The following is a 22,800-nucleotide window of genomic DNA, read 5'->3' on the forward strand; positions in this document are numbered from 1 at the left end:
ACAGACGACAGGCGACAGGCGACAGACGGCAGACGGCAGATCGCAAGTAGACGCGTACAGACATTCGGGGCGGAGGACTCCCATGAAGAAGCTGTGGTGGGCGGTTCCGGCCGTCGCCGCCGGGGCAGCGGCCGTACGACGGGCACGGCCGGGCGGCGCGGCCGATGACGGGGCGGACGATCGCTGGCTGACCGTGACGGTCAACCGGCCGGTCGGGGACGTGGGCTCGGAGGTGAAGCCGCCGCCCCCGCTGGACGGCCTCGCGGACCGGATCGACGTGCGGATCACGCCCGCGCCGGGCGACCGCGGCACGGAACTGGCCGCCCGCTTCAAGGAGTCCGTCGCCGCCGCGTCGACCTCGATGCCCGCGCGGCTGGCCGGGCAGGACCCGCGTCAGGAACTGCGGCGGGCGCTGCGGGACGCGAAGTCCCTGCTGGAGGCCGGTGAGGTACTGCGCCCCGACGCGCCGCCCACCACGCGCCCGACACCGGGCGGCAAGCTGCTGGAACTGTTCACCCGGCGCTCGGGTGGGGAGGGAGTGCTGTGAAGGCGCTGTGCTGGGAAGGCGTGAACAAGCTGTCCGTGGAGAACGTCCCGGACCCCGAGCTGCGCAACGACCAGGACATGATCGTACGGCTGATCGCGGGCACGACCTGCGGCTCGGACCTGCACCTCATCGGCGGTTACATCCCGGCGATGCGCGCCGGTGACGTGATCGGCCACGAGTTCGTCGGCGAGGTGGTCGAGACCGGCCCCGGCGTACGCAGGCACAAGGTGGGCGACCGGGTCGTCGTCTGCTCGTTCGTGGGCTGCGGACGCTGCTGGTACTGCGCCCACGACCTGTGGTCCCTGTGCGACAACACCAACACCGATCCCGGGATCGGACAGGCTCTGTTCGGCTACGAGACCGCCGGGATCTTCGGCTACTCGCACGCCATGGGCGGTCTGCGCGGCAGCCACGCCGAGTACGTCCGCGTCCCCTTCGCCGACTACGGCGCCTTCACCGTCCCGGAGGGCATCGACGACACCAGCGCCCTGTTCGTCTCCGACTCCGTACCCACCGGCTGGATGGGCGCGGACCTCGGAGGCGTCAAGCCCGGTGACGTGGTCGCGGTCTGGGGCTGCGGCGCGGTCGGGCAGATGGCCGCCCGGGCCGCCGTCCTGCTCGGCGCGGAACGGGTCGTTTCCATCGACCGCATCCCCGAGCGCCTGGCGATGACCGAGCGGTACACGGGCGCCGAGACCATCGACTACACCGCCACGGACGTCGCGGCCGAACTGCGTGAACGCACCGGTGGACGCGGCCCCGACGTATGTATCGAGGCCGTCGGCATGGAGGCGCACAGCGATGGCCCCGCCCACCTCTACGACCAGGCGAAGCAGCAGCTCCGCCTCCAGACCGACCGCCCCACCGCCGTACGCCAGGCCATCCACGCCTGCCGCAAGGCGGGCACGGTCTTCATCCTGGGCGTCTTCGCGGGCGCCGTCGACAAGTTCCCGCTCGGCGCTGTCATCAACAAGGGCCTCACCGTCCGAGGCGCCCAGATGCACGGCCAGCGCTACATCCCCATGCTTCTGGACCGCCTCGCCGCGGGCGAGATCGAGACGTCCCACCTCGCGACCCACACCCTCCCCCTCGACGAGGCCCCGAAGGCGTACGACATGTTCAAACACAAGACGGACGGATGCGTCCGCACGGTCATCCGCCCTTGAAGGACCCACACCCCGCGACGCGGACCGCGGCGGACGCCCTGCCTCTCGCCGCGGTCCGCGCGGTCTCGCACGACCGGCGCTTCCTGTCTGTCGCTCGCTCGACGGCACGGACTACCGCGGAATCTCCCGTGCTGCCTCGCTGACGGGTGAGCGGTGACGTTGAGAAGCGCGGTGAATCTGCGTCCGTCCGTCGGAAGGTGTCGCCACGTACATGAGCGGCTCGGGGTAGCCGTTTTGCGAGAAGTTCTGCCACGGTCGACTCTGCCGACGCCATTACGCCGGTGATCAGAACACCTACGGTGCCACCTGTCATGTCCCGCGCTACGCCCTGGAACGCCCTGCCCGGCTGCTGGCCGCCCACCGCCCACTGACGCCCCAAGCCGTCCGCTGCACACCCGAAACGGCTCGCGGGCGTTGGGCTCGTGTCGACAAGCGGCCCTGTCTTCTGCGGTGTGTGCGCCTATGTGGGTGGTGAGGCGGCGTGTCAGAGGCCTGTGGTGTAGAGGGTGCCGTGGGCGCCGCCCACATTGGTCGCACAGCGGTCCAGCGATGTGACCGTCATCCCGACCGACGAACTGGAGATCGTATGAAAACGCTCCTGCGAGGCGTGGGGCTGGGCCTGCCCCTGGTGGCCGGCCTGATCGCCATGCCGGGCGCACAGGCCGCACCCGGTGACGACGGCGACATCAAGGTCCACAAGGTCACCACGCGGGTCAACGACGAGCGCACGAATTCCCAGGTATGCCGCTTCTACCTGGACGCGTTCAACTTCGACAAGGTGCGCACCGTGCTGTGGGAGATCCACGAGACCGCCCCCACCGGCGATGACCGGGTGATGCGCGGCGAGCTGCGCATGCGCGACGGGCGGGGCTTCACCTACCCGATGGCGTTGCCCAGGGGCCACTACAAGGTGACCTGGACGTACCCGCGGGGCAAGGCCGCGGGCGAGTCGAAGCCCTTCCAGGTCATCTGCGACAACCCGTGGACGCCTCCGCGCCCGGACCAGCCGAAGCCGGCCGCGGGGCCCACGCCCTCCGGCGCCAAGCCAGCCGCATCCACGCCTTCCAGCGTCAAGCCCAAGCCAGCCGCATCCACGCCTTCCAGCGTCAAGCCCAAGCCGGCCCCGGCCAAGCCCACGAGCGTCAAGCCCAAGCCGGCCCCGGCCAAGCCCACGAGCGTCAAGCCCAAGCCGGCCCCGGCCAAGCCCACGAGCGTGAAGCCCAAGCCGGCCCCGGCCAAGCCGACCGGCGGTGGCAACAGTGGTAAGAAGACGGGCGGCGGCGGCACAGCGGTCAAGTGACCGAGCCGTCCACGGGCGCGCGCGTCTGGGCCGACAGGCCGGACGCGCCGCGGCCGTGCCGTTGATGGCGCTGCCCCGCGCCGCCCCCTATCCCAGCGCGAGCATCGCCTCGGTGACTTTGCCGACCACCACCTCAGGGAGTGCGGTGGCGGCCTCTTCGGGGATGAGCAGCCGCGCTCCAGGTACTTCACACGCGATCGCCTCGCCGTTGCCGACGGGGAAGAACCGGTCCTGGCGGCCGTAGATGGCGAGCGTAGGCATGTCGATTCTGGGACGCCGATCCCCGCGAGGTGCGCACGCCCCCCCCGCCGAGCGTGTCAGCAAGAGCCGCCGCGTCAGCAGCGAGATCACACAGGGTGTGGCTGGGCGCCTGCGGATCCGTAGTGGCCGACTCCCCGCTGTCCCTCAGGTCGTACCGTACGACGAGGCGCCCGCAGACGGCGAGACGTCGGCGGAGCACGTCCGGCCAGGAGAGCATCGTCGTTCCGCCCGCGAGCAGGACGAGCAGGACGAGCAGCGCGTCGCCGGCGCCGAACGACTCATCGCCAGTGCCCTCGCGAGGCGGCGGCAACACGGCGAACACCACCGGCCTCCCATAGAAGATCGCCAGAGGGTCCCGGCTGACGACGCGCTGAGCGGCGTACGGAACGCGACCGACGCCCCCTCCCTTGACCCGATCCCACTGGGAACCACGTTTGCGCCGTGCAGGCCCTCTTGCCGGGTTCGCGCCGGGCTTTCACACTGCGCACCACGGACGTAGGGGAGGCGGGGGAGCGATGGCACGACGACGGAGCCGACGTTTACGGAAGCGGACGCGTCAGCAAGTCCAGGGCTGGGGTGTCGCGGTCGCGGTCGCCGCCACGGTGTGGGTCGGATTGCATTGGGCGGCGGTGTGGCCGGTCCTCGCGGCGGTGCTGGGCGTCGTCGTCCTGAGCGGGGCCGGCTGGGGCCTGTTGAGGGCGCATCGGCGTGCGGTCGGGGAGGACCGGCGGTGGCGTCTCCAGGAGGAGGCGCGGGCGCGGGAGTTGTCGATGGCGCAGGTCGACGCCTTGTCGTGGCAGGAATTCGAGCACTACGTCGCCGAACTGTGTCGGCGTGACGGCTGCACGCGGATCGAGGTCAGCGGCAAGAGCGGCGACCTGGGCGCCGATGTCGTCGGCTACCTGGCCGATGGCCGCAAGCTGGTCGTGCAGTGCAAGAAGTACGCGCCGCAGCGCAGCGTGTCCTCGCAGGACATGCAGAAGTTCGTCGGCACAGCCCGCCTCGAACACGGCGCCGACGTCGCCCTGTTCGTCACCACTTGCCGCACCTTCACGAAGGCCGCCCAGGGCTTGGCCCTGCGACAGAACGTCGTCGCCCTCCACCGCGACCTGCTGGGCGCGTGGGTCAAAGGCGCGCACTTGGAGACGCTGATCCCGCTGAACGGACGCGGCGATGGCACCAGGCGGCGCGCACCCGCCTGATGGCGCCGCGTGTGCCCCGCAGCAGTAACCGCGTGTGCCCCGTAGCAGTAACGCGTAGGCCCGTCCGGTCCCTTGCATCACCCCGTCTTGAATCACCCCGTGACGACCGGCCGGTGGCGGGCGGCACCCATTGCGCCGTCGTCCTCCCCACCACCCACCGCCCACCGACACCCGGCAACCGGACTCACTCGGAAGCAGGCACACATGCGCAAGACACGCACTGCCCTCACCGTCCTCGCCGTCTCGGTGGCAGCGCTGACAGGCACGACCACCGGCGCCACCGCCACCGCCACCCCCACCGCTACCGCCACCCCCACCGACAGCTCCGCGCCCAGCCGTGCGGCCGCGACTCCGTGCACCGTGCCCGACGCGTTCTGCGCCACCAACAGCAGCGGCGACCAACTCGTTCTGTACTGCGGTGAGTCCGCGAGGATGCCGTGGAGCGGCGTCGGCTACTGGGACAACCGCCTTCCCGGAGGCGGCACAGTCAAGATGTTCGACTACTACGGCTCCGTGAATCATTTCGCGGACGCCGACTCCGGTCCCACCGAGATCAACTGGAGTCTCGTCTGGAGTATGCGCGCCTACTGCTGACACCTGCTCGACGCGCGGCGCGTACCTGAGCGCCGCGGAGTCGGCCAGCACTCCGGCGCGCCCCTACGACACAGGCTGGGGCGGCAATCGGCGAACTCACCCAGTGGTGGCGGCCGCGTCGGCGCCCCCAGGGAGGTCACTCGGCTCGGTGGCTGTGGTTGTGGCTGTGGCCGTGGCCGTGGTCGTGGTCGTGGCGGACGGTGTGCGGTAGGCGCGAAGCGGTGCGTTGGCCACGGACACCGCGGCGATCGCCACGATGGCGGACAGCCCGCCGAAGACGAGGGAGAAGGAGGCGGAGGTGGCCGACGCCAGGAGGCCACCGCGGAAGTTGCCGAGTTCGGGTCCAGCGACGCCGATGACGTGTTCCACCGACGAGACCCGCCCCCGGTACGCGTCCGGGGTCTCCAATTGGACGAGGGCACCGCGGGTGATGACGGACACGGTGTCGGCGGCGCCCGCCACGGCCAGGCAGCCGAGAGCCAGCCACAGCGGCCCGGCCAGACCGAAACAGGTCAGTGCCAGACCCCATACACCGGCTGCGCCCAACTGCACGAGGCCGCCACGGCGCCAGCGCGTCACCGTGCCGGAGAGCAGACCCGCCGTGATTCCCCCGACCGCGACGGCGGAGAGGAACAGGCCGAGCGTCTGCGGGTTTCCCCCGAAGCGGACCTCGTTGACCAGTGGAAAGAGCGCGATAGGCATGGCCAGCAAGGTTGCGGACAGGTCGGTGGCCATCGAACCCCACAGCGTCGGGCGCCGCAGCACGATCCGCCAACCACCACGCTCCGCCCTGCGCTTGCTCCCTGCCGCCCCGGCGCCTTCGGGCCGGATGGCAGGCAGGCGGATCACCGCGAGCAGCGAAACGGCCATGGCCGCGGCCTGGGTCGCGTACGCGGCGGGGAAACCCCAGCGCGCGATGATCAACCCCGCCGTCGCGGGCCCGGCCAGCATCGCTGCCTGGAAGGAGACGTTGGTCAGCGCGAGACCGGCCGCGACCTGGTCGCCCGGCAACAACCGGACCGGAAAGGTGCGCCGGGCAGGGGCTCCGAGGGCGCTGCAACTCGTACTCGCGGCTACCAAGGCCAACAGCAGCAGTACGTTGCGGTTGCCGGCCAGGGACTGGGCGCAGAGTCCTGCGGCGGCCAGCAGTTGCCCCGCGGTGGTGGCCCGCACCACCGCACGGCGGTCGACGGCATCGGCCAACGTGCCGCCGAGCAGCCCGAACAACACCATCGGCAGGCCCGTGGCGAGCCCGATGGCGCCGGTGCCCACCGCACTGCCGGTCAGGTCCCAGACCTGGGCCAGCACCGCCACGTTGGCCGCTTGCCCGCCGAGTTGGGAGGCCGAGGTGCCGATCCACAGGTCGCGAAACGGCTGACTGCTGCGCAGCGGCCGGGTGTCCAGGAACCGGACATCAGCAAGCCGCCTCTTCATGGCGTCGGCTCGATCAGATGGTGGAGGATCCGCTGTCGCATCGACCGACGTTCCAGCGCCCGCCGCACCTCCTCGACCACGGCGGTCATCGCGTACGGGACCTCGCCGTCCAACTCGGCGACCGTCTCGTGGGTGGCCCGCCACTCCGCCTCCAGGAACGGCACCAGCGACCGGCCTCGCTCGGTCAGGTCGATTCGCCGGGTACGGGCGTCGGGCCCGGGCTCGGAGGTGACCAGATCCTCCTTGCGCATGGCGGTGATGGTCTGGCTGATCGCCGAGTGCGATCGGTCCAGCGACTTCGCAAGCTCGCGGATGGTCAGCGGCCCGGTATGGGCGAGCCGGATGAGCGGATACGCGAACCGGGGTCGGACCCCGTGGATGCCGCGCTCGACGTAGACCTGCTCGATCTCGGCGTCCATGGCCGCGAGGAGCTCGTGGAGAGAGTGCCAGGGGTCGGGTACTGCCGTGGGATCCGAATATGTCACAGCGCTAATATAACAGCGCTGGAATAATTGCAGGGCGCGCCGGAGGCCGGTCGCCTCCACGCGGAGAAGGCCAGGTCAATGCCATGGCCGACCAAGAAGGCAGCGGTGGCAGCGGTACCGCTTGCCGTGGCGTTGAGTTGTCAGATCTGGAGCAGGTCGGTCGAGACCGTCCAGAGGTGCTTGGCGGTGGCGGGATCGAGTGCCCATGCCTTGACGCCGTGTGGGTGCTGCGCGAGGTCGGCGTCGTTCGGCACGGTGGACGCCTCTTGTGTCGACCGGCCTCACACACGAAGCCGCATCACGGGACGTCTACGTCGAACGGCTGAGGAGCGCCATCGGTCTCCTGCCGCGCTGAGGACGCCTACCGCAGCCGCGTGAGAGAGGTCGGCCGAACAGTCAGGCCCGCTCGCCCGGGTGTCGACTCTCCTGGCGATCTCCGCGACCAACAGTCAGCGACCACGTCACCGTCGTCGGTGCGCTGACGGCGACGGTTCCCGCCTTCTCCGCCCCCGCCAGAGCGAGCTGGTTGTACGTCGTGTTCACCTTGCCGTCGACACAAGGGAGTTGGAAGGAGGAGTTCACGGGCTTGACCACGACCTTCACGTCCCCCCTGCCCTCGCACCGCACAGCGACGATGAGCGCGTCGCCCTTGGTGCCCTTGGTGCCCTTGGTGAAGGACATGGTGCGACCTCCCTGCGTGGCACCCTGGCGGCCGGCCAGTGTCTCGCCGGACGTCAGCTCCGGCGGTACCTTCACCGGCGTCTGTTCGGTATCAGTGGGTGCGGACGGGCGCGGCGGAGTGGTCGGCGCGGCATGGGAAGCCGTTGCCGTTGTGGCGGTGTGATGGGCCGAGCAGGCTCCCGCCAGGGGCAGGGTGGCTGACGCGAGCATGGTCAGGCCCAGCAGTCGCCGATTGCGCACAACGTGCTCCCCCCGAAGCACCGGCCGAGGCGGTGCGGCGTATAGAGCGTCACAGTATGCCGCACACCGAACTTCAGACCCGGCTCGCCCGCCGGCGCTACGGTGCGAGCACGATCCTGCCGAAGACCTCACCCGCGTCCATCTTCCGGTGCGCCAGTGCGGCCTCGCCCAGCGGCAGCACCTCGTGCACCACCGCTTCGATCTCACCACGGGCGGCTGCGGCGAACAACTCCCCGCGCGTGGTGCCCAGTTCGGCCGTAGGGACGGTGGCTGCGCTGAAGGCGGCGAACGACATCGACTTCTGGAACGCTGCCATGATCTTCGTACCGAAGTCGGCAGGCGGCTGACCTGCGACCGCGCCCACGGCCACCATGCGGCCGTTGGGGTTGAGCCTGTCGAAGAACGACGGCATGTCCTTGCCGGCCACCACATCGATGATGACGTCGTACCCCTCGGGCGCGTCGGATCCACCGTCGCCTGAGCGGTCCAGGACGTGGGTCGCGCCGAGGCGCCGCAGGCGCTCGCCGCGCGCGGTCGACGATGTCGTGACCGCCACCGCGGCGGCGCCACCGCGGGCCGCGAGTTGCACGGCCATGATGCCGATGCTGCCGGCCGCCCCACGCACGAGGACCGTCTCGCCGGGAGCGAGATGCGCATGGCGCAGCCCGAAGTGGGCCACCGCTCCGGCACTGCCCAGTGTCACCGCCGCGGCGGCGGACAGCCCGGCGGGCAGAGGGAGGACCTGCCCGACCGGCGCGAGGGCCTGTTCGACGTAGCCTCCGCCGGTACCGGTGGCACCCCACACACGCCGCCCGAGCCATGACGTATCGACACCGTCCCCGACCGCCGTGACGGCGCCGGCCACCTCGCCCCCGGGGATGTGCCCCTCCTTGCAACCGTACGAGGCCAGCGCCCCGCTCCGGATCAAGGTGTCGACCCCGCCCACACCCACCGCCTCGGTGGCGATCAGCACCTGCCCGGCGGCCGGAACGGGCGCGGGCAGGTCCACGACAGCCAGCCCCTCGGGACCCCCGAAAGCCTGAATCACGACTGCTTTCACGAACGATCGACTCCATTTCTCGCGCGGGCCCGCGGCACCACCTTGTGGCGGCGCACGGAGCAGGCCCGTCGCCGCAGCACGGGCTACGAGCTGTACGGGCCGGGCCCCACCCACGTCTCGGACCGTAACGGACGCCCCCGTCCGTTTGAGTAAAGTGAGAGTGATGACCGATCCTTCGCCTCACTCGCTACGTTCCGACGCCGCGGACAACCGCGCGCGCATTCTCGAGGCGGCCCGGACGCTGTTCTCCGCCGAGGGGCTGGACGTTCCCATGAGGGAGGTCGCGCGGCGCGCCGGGGTGGGGCCCGCCACCTTGTACCGCCGCTTCCCCACCAAGCAGGTGCTGGTCGCCGAGGCGTTCGCCGACCAGTTGAACGCGTGCCGCGTCATTGTGGACGAGGGCTGCGCGGAGCCGGATCCATGGCGTGGTCTGTGTCAGGTGATCGAGCGGATCTGTGAGCTGCACGCTCGGGACCGCGGCTTCACGGAAGCGTTCCTGTCGACTTTTCCGGAAGGCGCGGATGTCGACGCGAGCCGCGAGTACACGGTGGCGGCGGTCGCCGCGTTGGCGCAGCGAGCCAAGGAAGCGGGACGCCTGCGGTCCGACTTCGTCCTGGACGATCTGATCCTCATCCTCATGGCCAACAAGGGGATTCGTGCCATGTCGGGCGCCACCCAGGTCATGGCTTCCCGACGCTTCGCGGCACTGGCGATCCAGGCGATCGAGGCCCACCCCGGGCGCACACCCCTCCCGCCCGCCGTTCGACTGGCCTCCGGCGAGCTGCCGACCGGGACCCAGGCGTAGCGACAGCGATCGCGCGTCAGTCCCCCGTGCGCGGTTGCGGCAGGTGGCTGTTGATGAGGTCGGCGGCGGTCTGCGCGTCGTCGATGGTGATGACGAACCGCGTGCCGTTGGTCAGGTCGAGCCACAAGGCGTCGCCCTCGCGCAGGGAGACGGCCTGGACCCCGGGCTTCCAGCGGTAGCCCCATCCACCGATCTCCAGGGGGCGGGTCCAGCGCGCCGACGCCCTGTCGATGCGGGACAGTGGGATGCGGCGACGCAGGAAGGGCATGAGGGCCGAGGCCACGGTCACCTCCTGCGGGGACGCGGCGACCTTGACGGCGCCGGTGGCGAGGAAGGCCGCGGCGGCGAGGAGCAGCCACAGGCACAGGACGAGATGCGGCGGGCTGACCACGGCGATGACGAGCAGCGCGATGGCCGTGACGACGCCGACGGCCAGCATCCAGCGGCTGTAGAGCGAGCGGTACCACACCGAACTCCCTTTGCCTTGCTTCCTGTTGGCGGTCACGCGTTCCTCCGCTTCCTCCGCTTCCTGCGCTCCTGAGATGCCATGCCCTTGGTCGGCCTCATGTATCCCGTCGGGCGACGGCCGTCGTCGCCTGCCACGTACCCGGGCGCACCCCTGTCGCCTTGGTGAAGAACACCGAGAGATTGGACGGGTCGGGGAAGCCGAGCGCGTCGATGGGCGGCCAGGTCGCTCAGCTCGCCGCGGCGACCCGGCCGCGCCACCCACTGCCCGGTCATAGCTCTCCACACTCCCCGTTCGTGTCAGCAACCGCCCGATGCGGAAGGGGCAGCGGTGCCGATCTGCAGCGTGGCCGGTGTCGAACAGCAGCCGCCGGACTCCCCGCTCACCGCAGGTTCGTCGAACAGGCCGGCGCCGCCGCACACCCCGGTCTCCGGGAGGGTCAGTTCGACGCGTTCGGCGGCGGCCCGGTCACCGGCGAGGGCGGCGGTGACGGAGCGGACCTGCTCGTATCCGGTCATGGCGAGAAAAGTGGGGGCGCGTCCGTAGGACTTCATGCCGACGAGGTAGACGTCCTTCTCGGGGTGGGCGAGCTCGCGCACCCCGTGCGGGTAGACGGTGCCGCAGGAGTGGACGTTGGGGTCGATGAGCGGGGCCAGTTCGGTGGGGGCCTGGAGGCGTTCGTCGAGGCCGAGGCGGAGTTCGTCGAGGAAGGTGAGGTCGGGGCGGAAACCGGTGAGGGCGATGACCTCGTCGACGGCGTCGAGGCGGCGGCCGTCCTCGGCGACCAGGACCAGCCGACCGGTCCCGGCCCGCTCGACGACGGCGGTACGGAAGCCTGTGACGGCGTCGGCGAAACCGTCTTCGACGGCGGCCCTGGCGGCTTGGCCGAGGGCTCCGCGGGCCGGGAGCTGGTCGGCTTCGCCGCCGCCGAAGGTGGTTCCGGAGATGCCGCGGCGCAGGACCCAGGTGGTGTGCGTACCGGGGGCGTCCTCGGCCAGGTCGGCGAGGTGGGCGAGGGCGGTGAAGGCGGAGGCGCCGGAGCCGACGACGGCGGTACGCCTGCCCGCGTAGCGAGCTCGTACGGTCGGGTCGCCGAAGTCGGGGACGCGGTAGGAGATGTGGGCTGCCGCCGCCTTCTCGCCGAGGGCGGGCAGGCCGTCGCCGCCCAACGGGCCGGGTGTGGACCAGGTGCCCGATGCGTCGATGACGGCGTGGGCCAGAAGGCGCTCCTCGCGGCCGTCGGTGTACTGGACGTGGACGGTGAAGGGCTGCTGGTCGCGGTCGGCGTCCACGACACGGTCACGGCCGGCACGCGAGACACCGGTGACCGACGCTTCGTAGCGGACCGCCTTGCCCAGGACCTCGGCGAGCGGTTGCAGGTACTGCCCCGCCCAGTCGCCGCCGGTCGGGTAGGTGGCGCCGTCGGGCGCGGTCCAGCCGGTGGGCGCCAGAAGCTTCTCGGCGGCCGGGTCGACGACCTCGGCCCAGGTGGAGAACAGCCGGACGTGCGACCAGCCGCGCACGGCGCTGCCCGCGACGGGCCCGGCTTCGAGGACCAGCGGTTCGAGGCCGCGCTCGACGAGGTGGGCGGCGGCGGCCAGGCCGATGGGGCCGGCCCCGATGACCACGATCGGTAGGGCGGCGGGCGTGCTCTCGCTCATCACGTTCTCCAGGGGAGGGGCAGAGGGGCATCGTGGGGTGCGTCGGTGTCGTGCGTCGACGTCGCTTCGATGTCGTGCGTCGACGGCAGCGGCGTATTGATTCGATGTTTGTCGATGCAGTCACCTTGCTCTACGGCTTCGATAGGTGTCAATATCGACGCATGTCGAATTTGAAGGTGGCGGAGCTGCCGGTCCTGCACCAGCCGGACGAGGTCGCGGTGCCGTGTTGCCCACCGCTGACCGAGGGGCCGATGAGTGCGGAGCAGGCCGAGACGGTGGCGCGGATGTTCAAGGCGCTCGGCGACCCGGTGCGGCTTCGACTGTTCTCCGCCGTGGCCTCGCACGAGGGCGGCGAGGCGTGTGTCTGCGACATCTCCGACGTCGGGGTTTCCCAGCCGACCGTCTCCCATCACCTGAAGAAGCTGAAGGAGGCGGGCCTGCTCACCTCCGAGCGGCGCGGCACCTGGGTCTACTACCGGGTCGAGCCGAGCGTCCTCGCGGGGATGGGGCAACTGCTGACCGCAGCGGCCCGCTGAGCGGGCCGGTCGCGCCCGTACGGCCACGCGAAGTGGCCGCAGCGCCTTGACGGACGCTGCGGCCACTTCGCGACGCTGCCTGCCGATCAGGCCGGGCGGAACTTTCGCCGCCAGGACAGCGATACGTAGACGAGCGCGACCAGGACCGGCACCTCGATGAGCGGACCGACCACCCCGGACAGCGCCTGCCCCGACGTGACTCCGAAGGTGGCGATGGCGACCGCGATGGCCAGCTCGAAGTTGTTGCCCGCCGCGGTGAAAGCGAGCGTGGCCGTCCGGTCGTACGCGAGGCCGATCGCCCGGCCGAGCGCGAAGGTCCCGAACCACATCAGCGCGAAGTAGGCCAGCAGAGGCAGCGCGATCCGCACGACGTCGAGAGGCTGTGAGGTGATGGTCCGTCCTTGCAGAGCGAAGAGGACGACGATCGTGAACAGCAGACCGTACAGCGCCCAGGGCCCGATCCTCGGAAGGAAGCCGGCCTCGTAGCGCTCACGGCCAAGCCTCCGCTCGCCGATCCGGCGGGTCAGGAACCCGGCGAGCAGGGGGACACCGAGGAAGACGACCACGTTCAGGGCGATCCTCCACATCGAGATGTCGAGATGCTCGCCCTCGCCCAGGCCGAGCCAGCCCGGCAGCAGGTCCAGGTAGAACCAGCCGAGCAGGCCGAACGCCAGGACCTGGAACACCGAGTTGAGCGCGACCAGTACGGCGGCGGCGTCGCGGTCGCCGCAGGCGAGGTCGTTCCAGATGATGACCATGGCGATGCAGCGGGCGAGACCGACGATGATCAACCCGGTGCGGTACTCGGGCAGATCCGCCAGGAAGATCCAGGCCAGCGCGAACATCACGGCAGGTCCGACGAGCCAGTTGCTGACCAGGGAGGACGCCATCAGCCTGCGGTCGCCGGTGACGGCGTCGAGCTTGTCGTAGCGGACTTTGGCCAGTACCGGATACATCATGACCAGCAGGCCGACCGCGATCGGCAGTGAGACGCCGCCGATCTCGACCGCGGCGAGCGCGTCGTTCAGCCCGGGGACCAGCCGACCGAGCCCGAGCCCGAGAGCCATCGCGAGGAGGATCCACAGGGCGAGGAAGCGGTCGAGGGTGGACAACTTCCCTACGACGCTTGCCTCCTCACCGCCCGTTCCGGCGGTGGTGACCGGGTTGGTGGACGTCATCAGCAGGCCCGCTTCCGGCCGGTCTCCACGGTTTCCCGCGCCGTCGTGGCCAGTTCGGCGAAGGAACCGGCCAAGGTCTCGATGACCTCGGGCCTCAGCCGGTAGTAGACGAAACGGCCGCACGGTTCGGTGTCCACGAGGCCCGCCTCACGCAGCACCTTCATGTGGTTGGAGAGGTTGGTCTGCTTGGCGCCGGTCTCCTCGACCAGGTGCGTGGTGCAGAGCGTCTCACGGGCGAGCAGGGTCACGATCCGGAGCCTGAGCGGATCGGCCAGCACCCGCATCAGATCAGTGTCGACTGATGTCAGCATGGGCTGATACTTTCACATCATCCGCGACTGATACCGGTCCACCCTGCCCGCCTTGCCGCCCTCGCCCGCCCTCACCAGTGAAGGACCGACCGAACAGTGACGAACCCCGCGCCGCTCGCTTCCGTGCTGTTCGTCTGCGTCCACAACGCCGGGCGTTCCCAGATGGCCGCCGGATTCCTCCAGCACCTCGCCGGTGACCGCGTCGAGGTCCGCTCAGCCGGTTCGCTGCCCGCCGACCGGGTCAACCCGGCCGCCGTCGAGGCGATGGCGGAGGCCGACATCGACATCTCCGGCCACAAGCCGAAGATCCTCACCACGGAAGCCGTCCGCGCCTCCGACTACGTCATCACCATGGGCTGCGGCGACGCCTGCCCGGTCTTCCCCGGCAAGCACTACCTCGACTGGCAGCTTGACGACCCTGCCGGGCAGGGCTTGGAGGCCGTACGGCCGATCCGCGACGAGATCAGGAGTCGCGTCGAGGAACTGGTCTCCGAGATCGACGCGCGGACTCTGTGACCCCGGGACGCGGTGATCGTTTGCAGGCCATGAAGAAGAGACTGTCTGTCATGTTCGTACTGGGTCTCACCACGCTCGGCTGCGCTGGTGCCGTGCCTGCCCAGGCCGCGGACCCCGCCCCGCCGGGAAAGGGCCCTCTGGGCGGGGTGCCCGCCGCCGCGGGGCACGTCATCCAGGGCGTCGACTGGGCCGCCAAGAAATGCGCCACGACGCTCGGCCGGCGCGACAACTGTGTGCTGAGCCAGTCACTGGAAGGCACCACGCAGCCGCGCGACCGGCTTCGCGGCCGGTGACTGACAAGGACGAGGTCGGCGCCGTCCCAGCGCTCTGCCGCCGGACCGGCGCGCCTTCGGAACCGCAGGAGGGCCGCGCCTTGTTCCGGCGCGGCCCTCCTGCGGCGTCCCCCGATCTAGGACCGGGGTGTGGGTTGCCCGCTCCGGTGGCGGGGCTTCGGCTGACGGGGTGGGCGGGTGAGGGTGATCTGCCGGACGAGCTGCTGGAAACAGGCGAGTGCGGCCAAGGTGGGCAGCGCGGCGGTCATGGCGTCAATGGGTGTGTGGGGTGCCTGCGCGACGCACAGGAGCGTGGAGACGGAGGAGAACAACAGGACCACGCCCCAGGAGTGGACCGCCCGGCGTTGGTGCAGGGCGGCCCGCAGGATCGACAGGGAAGCGACCATCCAGGGCCCGTAGACCAACAAGGGCCACCACCGGACGGCGCTGCCGGACGTGCGATAACTGGCGAGATAGCGCAATGGGTCGTAACTGACGATGCCGCCGAACACGCACACCATGGACACGACGACGGCGGCAAGCGCGGCGAGAAAGAAACTGGCGGTACGGGCAGGAGCGAACGACCGGCCGCGCAGACGTGAACGGCGGCGACGACGTCGCCGCCGCCGCGGCGCCGCGGGCCGTAGATCGGGCAACTCCGCGGTGATATCGACCAGGCCGGTCAGTGGATCGCCGGTGTCATCGGCGTCGTCGGCGCGATCGGGATGATCGAGGTGATCGAGGTGATCGGTGGCCTCTACCACCCTCCGCTCGCTGTCCGCCGGAGCGTAGGCGGCGCCGCTCCTCTCCTCTTCGATGGCATCGTGCAAAAGGTGGGCGAGCTCTTCCGCCGGATCCCACTGCGTCTCCATCTGGTCGAGCGGCGGCAGGAAGTGGTCCGTCGCCGTCTGCCTGCCGATGGAGGGTCCGCCATGGGCGGGAGGCTCGGGACGGCTGTGCCTGCCGCGGGGCGTCTCACGCATGCCGGGGCCGCCGGTGAGTCTCGGGTTCGTCACGGCCGGAAGGGTCGCTCGTGAGGCGCGCGAAACGGTCCTCGATCCGTCCCAGCTCCGTGAGAAGGCCCTCAAGGAGTGATGCGGATTGTCGGAGGTCGACGCCTCGACAGTTGTCCTTCAGCATCGCGTATCCACCGTGGCGAGCGGCCGGTGTGTAGATCCAAGTCCCCATACGGACGGCAGTGGCACTCGTTGAGCCGGTCGGCAAAGTCTCCGCACTGACCTGGGCCCTCGCATTCTTCATACTCCCTCCAACGTGCCCTGCATGGTGAGGATGCGCGGCAAACGGGTGGGCGCCGTTTCATATAGAGAGCCATACGTCCTTGTGGTTCATCGGATGAACGGACGGCGGTGAGTGGGTGCCATGCGGCTGCGGAGGGCGGCGGCCGGGCGGACCGTGTTCCTCCTCCGCCCGGTCCTGGCTACCTCACTGTCTAAGACGCGAAAATCTATGTCGGCGGCAGTAGACATTGGGTGGTGTGGTGGTTATGGTTTCTCTCGTAACGGAGATCGAGCAGGGCCCGGCAGGGACGAACTGCCGGGCAGCAGTACCCGCAAGTGCAGGACGGTGCGGTCGTGGAGTTCCGAAGCCAGGGTTGTAGCAGGACGGCGACGGGACTGACGACCGCACCGGGTGGCCCGCAGTGATCAGGGGCCACCACGAGCAGGACCAGCAGTGCAGTCGGAGGTACCCCCGGTGAAGGCGTCGGGCTGCGGGCGCGCGCATCGGGAAGTTCGGCAGTGGGGTTCCAAGCCAGAGCAGACGCAGGATGGGCAACGGGGCTGGCTGCCGAAGGATGGCGCTACGACAGGCCATCGGCAGTACGCAGAATCAGAGGGAAGAACGGAGGAGCAGGCGCCATCGGGATCGCCCGGGCAGAGGATATGAGTCCGGGTACCGCAGGACATCGATAGTGAGGTGGTCTCCGGTCACGCAACCGCGATCCCCGCACCCCTGGCAGCACGCAGGCCGAGGTGGCGGATACGACAAGCCGACGCAGGACCAGGGTCGGCGGATGGTGTAGCAGTTCCTTCGGGGCCCGGGTGCACATCGCACCCGGGCCCCTCGACACGTGTGACAGAGAGGTGCAATGACCGCAGACGACATACTCGGGCGTCTCGACGATGACGACTACCCCGCCTTCACCATGGGACGCGCCGCCGACCTGCTGGGCACCACCCAGGGATTCCTACGCGCCCTGGGCGAGCACCGCCTCATCACGCCGCTGCGTTCGGCCGGCGGCCACCGTCGCTTCTCCCGCTACCAGTTGCGTATCGCCGCCCGCGCCCGCGAACTCGTCGACCAGGGCACACCCATCGAGGCCGCCTGCCGCATCATCGTCCTTGAGGACCAGCTCGAAGAGGCGCAGCGGATCAATGCCGCGTATCGCCGCGGCGACGTAGCGCCGACCACGACGGCCACGCCGACCACATCCACACCCACCTCTCCTACGTCCCCGTCCGCCTGCCCGCCCGACTCCACCCCGGCCCCCGGGAAACTGGCAGCCCGATAGCGGGTCGGACACACGGTTTCCCGCCCCGCCCTTCTCAGCGCAGTTGCTCGGCCAGGCCGACGATGATGCCCTCCGGGCCGCGGAGGTAGCAGAGCAGGTAGCTGTCCTCGAACCGGGCGATGCCGCCGAGGAGTTCGGCGCCGTGAGGGCGCAGGCGGGCCACGGTGTCCTCGATGTCGTCGACGGCGAACATGACGCGATGCGTGCCCAGAATGTTGTGCGGCCGGTTGCGAGGCTCGGCGCTGATCGGCGCGGGGCTGCGGTACCTCGCCAGCTCCAGACGGCTGTGACCGTCCGGCGTCCGGACCATCGCGATGTCACAGCGGACGCCGTCGAGTCCGGTGCACCGGTCGGCGACGGGGCCCTCGATCCCCGCCCTGCCCTCCAGCTCCAATCCGAGTTCCACGAAGAACGCGATGGCCGCGTCCAAGTCCTCGACGACGATGCCGACGTTGTCCATCCGCTGAACAGCCATGGTGGGCTCTCCTTCCTCCTGTGGTCATCAGTGGCCACTGATGACCACTGATGGCCGTTGATGGCCGCTTAGGCCCCTGGGACGGAGCCGATGGCACGTTCTCGACACCCATCGACCACTGAGATCCCAGAAATTCGGATCATGCCCGCAGCCCCTCGTGAGTGTCCTTCACGGATGGGTCAGATACGGGCATCCGAGGCGCGCCGTGTCTCAGCCGAGCCAGGCGCCTGCCGCCGCGAGTAGATGGCGTATTCCGGCCGCGACGGCGTGCCGGTCGCTGGGGGCGTAGTGCGGGGAGTGGTTCATGACGGTGCCCCGGGGAAGCGCGCCGCGTCCCAGGGCGGCGATGGCGTCCGCGTCGAAGCCCGCCGGGTCGGCGCCGCCGAAGTGGTACATGACCGACGGGCAGCCGGCGGCCACGCCGAATCGGCCGAAGTCCTCGCTCCCCGCCAGCGGAGCGGTCAGGACGTGCGCCCTCGTGCCGTCGGCCGTGATGGCTCGCAGCAGGAACTCGGTGGCATCGGCGTCATTGACCGTCGGGGGGAAGGAGTCGTACAGGTCGATGTCCGGCTCCCGGGAAGCGCCCTGGGCCTGGGCTTCCGCGTGGACGATGCGTCGTAGGTCGTCGAGGGTGGACTCACGGGTCTGCTCGTCGAACGTCCGCAGGCTGCACAGGAGTTGGGCGGTGTGGGGGATGACGTTGGGGACGGTTCCGCTGTGCAGGGCGCCGATCGTGAGCAAAGGGGAAGGGGAGAGCGGCGCGAGCCGGGCCGAGAGGGTTTGCAGGCGCAGCACCACGGCTGCCGCCATGACGATCGGGTCGACGGCGAGGTGCGGTGTGGAGGCGTGCGCGCCCGCGCCGTGCAGGGTGACGCGGATGCTGTCGGCCGCGGCCATGACGATGCCCGGCCGGGAGATCACCAGACCGGCCGGAAGCGGCCCGACATGCTGACCCAGTACCACCGAAGGGCGGGGGAAGCGGTCCAGGACGCCGTCGTCCAGCATGGCCTGCGCGCCGCGGCCCACCTCCTCGGCGGGCTGGAAGAGAGCCACCACTGTGCCCCGCCACGCGTCGGGGTGGGCGGCGAGCTGGCGGCAGGTTCCCAGCAGGGCCGCCACGTGGACGTCGTGGCCGCAGGCGTGCATGAGGCCCGCCCGCTGGGAGGCGTGAGCGAGTCCGGTCTCCTCGCGCACGGGTAGCGCGTCCATGTCCGCCCGGAGCCAGACGGCGGGGCCGTCACCGTTGCGCAGGACGGCCACCACGCCCGTGCCGCCCACCTGTTCGGTGACTTCCCAGCCCTGGACGCGGGCCAGTTCGGAGGCGACGACCGCGGCGGTGCGCCGCTCCTCGAAGGCGAGTTCGGGGTGTGCGTGCAGGTCGCGGTAGACCTCTTCCCAGTGGGGGAGGTGCGTGGCGAGATCGACTGTCAGGGAGTTCTGTGCGGCGGGGTCGCTCGGGTGGTTCTCAGGTGCGGTGGCGGGCTGGGGAAGCATTGCTGTCGGCCTCCTTCGTAGGGGCGTTGAGGGTGACGGCGCGCAGACGCGCGAGGAACGCGGGGGAGGTCTGGGGCACGCGGAGCACGGCGGCGACGGCGAGGGCGGGACCGAGGGCCAGTGACCAGAACGCGACGCGGTAGGAGAAGGCGTCGACGACATGGCCGAAGAGCGTGGGAACCAGGATTCCGGAGAGCTGCCCGCCGAACAGGATGATGCCGGAGGCGGTGGCCGCGAGGCCCGGCGGCAGGCTGCGCAGCGGGACGGAGAAACAGGGTATGTAACACAGGCCGATCACCCCGCTGATGAGCGTCGCCACCGCGATGAAAGCGGCCAGGGAGGTGGTGAGCGGCAGGACGACGAGCAGAACGGCCGCGGCGGTCATCGCCGGTAGGACGATGCGCCGGGGGCGCCCCTCGAACCGGTCGGACAGGCGTCCGCCGACCACCGCGGTGACCGCCGCGACGAGCGTCGGGGCCAGGGAGACGAGACCCGCGTCGGCCACCCGCAGACCGCGCTGTTCCATCAAGTAGGACGCACTCCAACTGTTGACCCCCCACACCACGGTGTCGTAGGCGAAGAACATCGCGGCGAACCCCCAGATCACCGGGGACCGCAGAACGGCGGACGCCGCGCCTTCGGTGCGCGCGAGCACGGGGCCCGTCCGGTCGGCGGGAAGCGGGTCGGGCATACGGCGGCGGATCACGACGACCACCGCGAGGCCCAGTACGGAGACGGCGGCGAACATCACACGCCAGTCGAAGTGTTGCAGCAGGATCCCGCCCAGTACGGCGGCGAGGAGACCGCCGACCGCGTTGGAACTCTGGATCCAGCCGTTGGCGGTGAGCCGCTGCGCGGGGACGCTGCGACGACTGAGGGTGTCGATGGCAGCGGCCGGATACAGGCCCTGCGCCACACCGAAGAGACCGCGGAACACCAGCAGCGCGGTGAAGGACCACGCGAGCGCCGTGAGCCCGGTGAAAAGTGACCAGAGGACCAGCGCCACACACATCACCCGGACGCCGCCGAAGCGGCCGGCGACCAGTCCGGCGGGGATCTGCGTCAGCGCGTAGGTGAGGAAGAACGCGGAGACGATCAGCCCGCGTTGGCCGTGTGACAGACCGAAGGTCTCACCGATTGACGGCAGGGCCAGGTTGATGACCTGCCGGTCGATGTAGTCGACGGCCCAGGCGACGAAGAGCAGGACGGCGGTGGTCCGGGTCGTTCTGTGCACGCGGGGACTCCTCGCTCGGCGAGATGTGGCTTGGCCGACACCCTGCACCGCACCGTCGTCGGCCCCCTCGCATCGCCGGAATTCGGCGTCAGCGAGGCCGGATCGCCGGAAAGCGGCGGCGCGGAAAGCGGCCCTGCGGCCCGCGCGAACGTCCGGCGGGGCCCCGACGCAGGGGCCCCGCTCCGGCTGCTCCGTCAAGGCTTCAGTTACGCCGTCCACGTTGGCAGGATGAGCCGCGTGCAGCCCGAACTGAGCGAGACCGACCTGGCGCTGATCGAAGCCCTGCAACTGCGGCCACGGGCGCCCTGGTCGCAGATCGCCTCGGTCATCGGCATCGACGCCACCACGGCGGCCCGCCGGTGGCGAGGCCTCGTCGACAGCGGCACGGCCTGGATGACGGCCTACCCGACCCACCACGTTACGGTGGTCGGCTACGCGGACGTCGCCTGCGAGGCGGACGCGATCGACTCCCTGACCTCGCGCCTACGCCGATGGGGACCGGTGTTCAGCCTGGAACGCACCACGGGCGACCACCAGTTGTTCCTGTCGATGGCCGCCCGCGACCTGCCTGCACTGGATGACCTGACCCGCCACCTCGGCGCCCTTCCGGCAGTGCGCGGCGTGCGGCTGAACATCTGCACCGACGTGTACGGGGAGGGCAGCGGATGGCTGGTGCACACTCTCAGCGACCGGCAGCGCTCCGACCTGACCGGCGCGGAACGCCCCGCCCGGCCACGGCCCGGCACCGGCCCTTCGCGGAGCGACCGCCAACTGCTCCTGGCCCTCGGCGCCGACGCCCGCCGCAGCCACACCGAACTGGCACGGGAGTGCGGGCTGAGCGAGACGACCGTACGCCGACGGCTACGGCGTATGACCAGTCACGGCGAGATCTACTTCCGCTGCGACCTCACCCAGCGACTGGCCGGCTGGCCCGTCATCGCCACCTTCCGCATCGCCGCCCCCGGCCCCGGCGTGGACGCAGTGGCACGCGCGCTGGCCGCACTGCCCGAGACTCGGGTGTGCGCCACCCTGACGGGGACGGACAACATCCTGCTGTCGGTGTGGCTCCGCTCCCCGCACGACTGCGCCGCCATGGAGGAACGCATCCTGCGCCGCCACCCAGGACTCAAGGTGAGCGAACGCGGTATCACCCTCCACACCAGCAAACGTATGGGTCGCCTGCTGGACCGTTGGGGCCGCGCCCAGGAACACGTGGCGCTCACCGCGGCACCCGAGGGTCTGGAAGAGCGACACGCCACCGTCAGCGACACATAGGTCGGACGACAGCGAGCAAGGCGGTGCCGGGGGTCACTCTCCCTTGACCCGCAGCAGCAGCTTGCCGGTGGTGGTGCGGGTGTCCATCAGGCGGTGGGCCTCGGCGGCTTGCTCAAGGGGGAGTTCGGCGGTGATCGGCAGCTCCACCTTGCCGGTCGCGGCGAGCAGGAAGGACTTCTCGGCGATGGTGCGCAGCGTCTCGGGGTCGTCCTGAGCGAGGGTGAGGATGGAGAACCCGGCCACCGACAGCCCGCGCGGGTAGAGCTCGGGCTGGCCGACATGCCAGGGCTCGGCCCCACTGGCGTTGCCGAAGGAGACGAGGCGGCCGAAGCGCGCGAGCGAGTCCAGGCTCCGGCGGAGGGTGTCGCCGCCGACCGGGTCGAGAGCGAGATCCACGCCACGGCCACCGGTGGCGCGCCGGACACCCTCGGCGAAGTCGTCGCTCACGAACACCTCGTCGTAGCCGTACTTGAGCGCCTCCTCGACCTTCTCGGGACGCGATACGACGCCGTAGACAGCGCCCGCGTCACCGAGCCGGGCGACTTGTCCCGCGACGGTGCCGACACCGCCCGCCGCGCCCTGGACCAGTACGGTCTCCCCGGCGCGCAGCCGTCCGATCTCGTGCACGAGGGCCTGGACGGTGGGGAGGACGGTCGGCAGGGTGGCGCCGGTGCGCAGGGGGACGCCTCGGGGAAGCGCGAAGACGGTGGAGGCCGGGGCGAGCGCCACCTCGGCGTAGCCGCTGTGCGCGGTGAGGGCGGCGACCTCCTGGCCGGGACGCAGGCCCTCGACGCCCGCGCCGACCGCGCGGATCCGGCCGGAGACCTCGAGACCGGGACGGAAGGGCAGCGCCGGGACCCGGTATCCGTCGGCGCGGGCCTTGGTGTCGGCGAAGTTGACACCGGCGTAGGCGACATCGATGGTCACCTCGCCGGTTCCCGGCTCCGGAACCGGAACCTCGATGACCTGAAGGACCTCGGGCCCACCGAACTTTTGGAACTCGACTGCGCGCATGTCCGCAACCCCCGGTGACAGTGTTCAACGAAAATCGAACACCGCGAGTGTATGGTTTTCATC

Annotated in this window: 24 protein-coding genes and 3 pseudogenes; 11 read left to right on the forward strand and 16 right to left on the reverse strand. The window is 70.3% G+C overall.

From position 1 onward, the window contains the following. Nucleotides 1–82: 82 nt before the first annotated feature. Together ACIRF8_RS35125 and ACIRF8_RS35130 are read left to right on the forward strand one after the other, a co-directional pair. The gene (locus ACIRF8_RS35125) at nucleotides 83–547 is read left to right on the forward strand and encodes a hypothetical protein (protein WP_404221866.1); all 465 of its coding nucleotides are present in this window, start codon (nucleotides 83–85) and stop codon (nucleotides 545–547) included. Further along, nucleotides 544–1,713, forward strand: coding sequence for a zinc-dependent alcohol dehydrogenase (locus ACIRF8_RS35130; RefSeq protein ID WP_404221868.1), 1,170 nt, complete (start codon nucleotides 544–546; stop codon nucleotides 1,711–1,713). Before ACIRF8_RS35125 ends, ACIRF8_RS35130 begins: the two co-directional genes overlap by 4 nt. 187 nt (nucleotides 1,714–1,900) lie before the next feature. On the opposite strand, the pseudogene ACIRF8_RS35135 reads toward ACIRF8_RS35130, so the two are convergent. Continuing rightward, a pseudogene (locus ACIRF8_RS35135) lies at nucleotides 1,901–2,026 on the reverse strand (phosphotransferase); the annotation flags it as partial. 273 nt (nucleotides 2,027–2,299) lie between these two features. On the opposite strand from ACIRF8_RS35135, the gene ACIRF8_RS35140 reads away from it, so the two are divergent. Then, nucleotides 2,300–3,013 (forward strand): hypothetical protein, encoded by a 714-nt coding sequence (locus tag ACIRF8_RS35140; RefSeq protein ID WP_404221870.1) that lies wholly within the window; start codon nucleotides 2,300–2,302, stop codon nucleotides 3,011–3,013. Nucleotides 3,014–3,100: 87 nt separating this feature from the next. On the opposite strand, the gene ACIRF8_RS35145 is transcribed toward ACIRF8_RS35140, so the two are convergent. After that, the gene (locus tag ACIRF8_RS35145; protein WP_404221872.1) at nucleotides 3,101–3,274 is read right to left on the reverse strand and encodes an alpha/beta fold hydrolase; all 174 of its coding nucleotides are present in this window, start codon (nucleotides 3,272–3,274) and stop codon (nucleotides 3,101–3,103) included. A 515-nt stretch (nucleotides 3,275–3,789) separates the two neighbouring features. Here ACIRF8_RS35145 and ACIRF8_RS35150 point away from each other — a divergent pair. After that, nucleotides 3,790–4,476, forward strand: coding sequence for a restriction endonuclease (locus ACIRF8_RS35150; protein ID WP_404221874.1), 687 nt, complete (start codon nucleotides 3,790–3,792; stop codon nucleotides 4,474–4,476). Between the two features lie 204 nt (nucleotides 4,477–4,680). Then, nucleotides 4,681–5,070 carry a hypothetical protein gene (locus ACIRF8_RS35155; protein WP_404221876.1) on the forward strand — a complete coding sequence of 130 codons (390 nt, stop codon included), beginning with the start codon at nucleotides 4,681–4,683 and terminating at the stop codon, nucleotides 5,068–5,070. A 96-nt stretch (nucleotides 5,071–5,166) separates the two neighbouring features. On the opposite strand, the gene ACIRF8_RS35160 is transcribed toward ACIRF8_RS35155, so the two are convergent. From ACIRF8_RS35160 to ACIRF8_RS35180, 5 genes and pseudogenes are all read right to left on the reverse strand, one after another. Then, complete coding sequence (locus ACIRF8_RS35160; protein WP_404221878.1) at nucleotides 5,167–6,504, reverse strand: MFS transporter; 1,338 nt, start codon at nucleotides 6,502–6,504, stop codon at nucleotides 5,167–5,169. Further along, nucleotides 6,501–6,989, reverse strand: coding sequence for a MarR family winged helix-turn-helix transcriptional regulator (locus ACIRF8_RS35165; protein ID WP_404221880.1), 489 nt, complete (start codon nucleotides 6,987–6,989; stop codon nucleotides 6,501–6,503). The genes ACIRF8_RS35160 and ACIRF8_RS35165 overlap by 4 nt, the downstream gene beginning before the upstream one ends. A gap of 140 nt (nucleotides 6,990–7,129) precedes the next feature. Continuing rightward, nucleotides 7,130–7,258 (reverse strand): annotated as a pseudogene (locus ACIRF8_RS35170) (oxidoreductase); the annotation flags it as partial. 127 nt (nucleotides 7,259–7,385) lie between these two features. Beyond that, the gene (locus ACIRF8_RS35175) at nucleotides 7,386–7,670 is read right to left on the reverse strand and encodes a hypothetical protein (protein ID WP_404221882.1); all 285 of its coding nucleotides are present in this window, start codon (nucleotides 7,668–7,670) and stop codon (nucleotides 7,386–7,388) included. 337 nt (nucleotides 7,671–8,007) lie between these two features. Further along, complete coding sequence (locus ACIRF8_RS35180) at nucleotides 8,008–8,970, reverse strand: zinc-binding dehydrogenase (protein WP_404221884.1); 963 nt, start codon at nucleotides 8,968–8,970, stop codon at nucleotides 8,008–8,010. Nucleotides 8,971–9,133: 163 nt separating this feature from the next. On the opposite strand from ACIRF8_RS35180, the gene ACIRF8_RS35185 reads away from it, so the two are divergent. Next, nucleotides 9,134–9,775, forward strand: coding sequence for a TetR/AcrR family transcriptional regulator (locus ACIRF8_RS35185; protein WP_404221886.1), 642 nt, complete (start codon nucleotides 9,134–9,136; stop codon nucleotides 9,773–9,775). 16 nt (nucleotides 9,776–9,791) lie between these two features. On the opposite strand, the gene ACIRF8_RS35190 is transcribed toward ACIRF8_RS35185, so the two are convergent. Continuing rightward, on the reverse strand, nucleotides 9,792–10,280 hold the full coding sequence (locus tag ACIRF8_RS35190; RefSeq protein WP_404221888.1) for a hypothetical protein: 489 nt from the start codon (nucleotides 10,278–10,280) through the stop codon (nucleotides 9,792–9,794). A gap of 260 nt (nucleotides 10,281–10,540) precedes the next feature. After that, the gene (locus ACIRF8_RS35195) at nucleotides 10,541–11,902 is read right to left on the reverse strand and encodes an NAD(P)-binding domain-containing protein (RefSeq protein ID WP_404221890.1); all 1,362 of its coding nucleotides are present in this window, start codon (nucleotides 11,900–11,902) and stop codon (nucleotides 10,541–10,543) included. A gap of 161 nt (nucleotides 11,903–12,063) precedes the next feature. Between ACIRF8_RS35195 and ACIRF8_RS35200 the strand changes: the two genes are divergently transcribed. Beyond that, nucleotides 12,064–12,438, forward strand: a complete 375-nt coding sequence (locus ACIRF8_RS35200) for an ArsR/SmtB family transcription factor (RefSeq protein ID WP_404221892.1) — start codon at nucleotides 12,064–12,066, stop codon at nucleotides 12,436–12,438. Between the two features lie 86 nt (nucleotides 12,439–12,524). Here ACIRF8_RS35200 and arsB read toward each other — a convergent pair whose 3' ends face one another. Next, the gene (gene arsB / locus ACIRF8_RS35205; RefSeq protein ID WP_404221894.1) at nucleotides 12,525–13,616 is read right to left on the reverse strand and encodes an ACR3 family arsenite efflux transporter; all 1,092 of its coding nucleotides are present in this window, start codon (nucleotides 13,614–13,616) and stop codon (nucleotides 12,525–12,527) included. Beyond that, nucleotides 13,616–13,927, reverse strand: coding sequence for an ArsR/SmtB family transcription factor (locus tag ACIRF8_RS35210; RefSeq protein WP_404221896.1), 312 nt, complete (start codon nucleotides 13,925–13,927; stop codon nucleotides 13,616–13,618). Before ACIRF8_RS35210 ends, arsB begins: the two co-directional genes overlap by 1 nt. 96 nt (nucleotides 13,928–14,023) lie before the next feature. On the opposite strand from ACIRF8_RS35210, the gene ACIRF8_RS35215 reads away from it, so the two are divergent. Then, a complete protein-coding gene (locus ACIRF8_RS35215) occupies nucleotides 14,024–14,443 on the forward strand; it encodes an arsenate reductase ArsC (protein WP_404221898.1) in 420 nt (139 codons plus the stop codon). A 50-nt stretch (nucleotides 14,444–14,493) separates the two neighbouring features. Next, nucleotides 14,494–14,736 (forward strand): hypothetical protein, encoded by a 243-nt coding sequence (locus ACIRF8_RS35220; protein WP_404221900.1) that lies wholly within the window; start codon nucleotides 14,494–14,496, stop codon nucleotides 14,734–14,736. A gap of 116 nt (nucleotides 14,737–14,852) precedes the next feature. Here ACIRF8_RS35220 and ACIRF8_RS35225 read toward each other — a convergent pair whose 3' ends face one another. Further along, nucleotides 14,853–15,731, reverse strand: a complete 879-nt coding sequence (locus ACIRF8_RS35225) for a DUF2637 domain-containing protein (RefSeq protein ID WP_404221903.1) — start codon at nucleotides 15,729–15,731, stop codon at nucleotides 14,853–14,855. Between the two features lie 1,091 nt (nucleotides 15,732–16,822). On the opposite strand from ACIRF8_RS35225, the pseudogene ACIRF8_RS35230 reads away from it, so the two are divergent. Then, nucleotides 16,823–17,152, forward strand: a pseudogene (locus ACIRF8_RS35230) (MerR family transcriptional regulator); the annotation flags it as partial. 127 nt (nucleotides 17,153–17,279) lie between these two features. On the opposite strand, the gene ACIRF8_RS35235 reads toward ACIRF8_RS35230, so the two are convergent. From ACIRF8_RS35235 to ACIRF8_RS35245, 3 genes are all read right to left on the reverse strand, one after another. Beyond that, entirely contained in the window at nucleotides 17,280–17,720 is a 441-nt protein-coding gene (locus ACIRF8_RS35235) for a VOC family protein (RefSeq protein WP_404221905.1), read from the reverse strand. Between the two features lie 210 nt (nucleotides 17,721–17,930). Beyond that, entirely contained in the window at nucleotides 17,931–19,214 is a 1,284-nt protein-coding gene (locus ACIRF8_RS35240; RefSeq protein ID WP_404221907.1) for an amidohydrolase, read from the reverse strand. Next, nucleotides 19,186–20,448 carry an MFS transporter gene (locus tag ACIRF8_RS35245; protein WP_404221909.1) on the reverse strand — a complete coding sequence of 421 codons (1,263 nt, stop codon included), beginning with the start codon at nucleotides 20,446–20,448 and terminating at the stop codon, nucleotides 19,186–19,188. Before ACIRF8_RS35245 ends, ACIRF8_RS35240 begins: the two co-directional genes overlap by 29 nt. 228 nt (nucleotides 20,449–20,676) lie before the next feature. Between ACIRF8_RS35245 and ACIRF8_RS35250 the strand changes: the two genes are divergently transcribed. Beyond that, a complete protein-coding gene (locus tag ACIRF8_RS35250) occupies nucleotides 20,677–21,723 on the forward strand; it encodes an Lrp/AsnC family transcriptional regulator (RefSeq protein ID WP_404221911.1) in 1,047 nt (348 codons plus the stop codon). A 33-nt stretch (nucleotides 21,724–21,756) separates the two neighbouring features. Here the strand turns inward: ACIRF8_RS35250 and ACIRF8_RS35255 are convergent, their stop codons facing one another. Next, nucleotides 21,757–22,737: a zinc-binding alcohol dehydrogenase family protein gene (locus tag ACIRF8_RS35255; RefSeq protein WP_404221913.1), complete on the reverse strand. Its 981-nt coding sequence runs from the start codon at nucleotides 22,735–22,737 to the stop codon at nucleotides 21,757–21,759. Nucleotides 22,738–22,800 lie beyond the last annotated feature (63 nt).

Source organism: Streptomyces sp. NPDC102406 (assembly GCF_044765725.1).
In the GTDB taxonomy this organism is placed as follows: Bacteria; Actinomycetota; Actinomycetes; order Streptomycetales; family Streptomycetaceae; genus Streptomyces.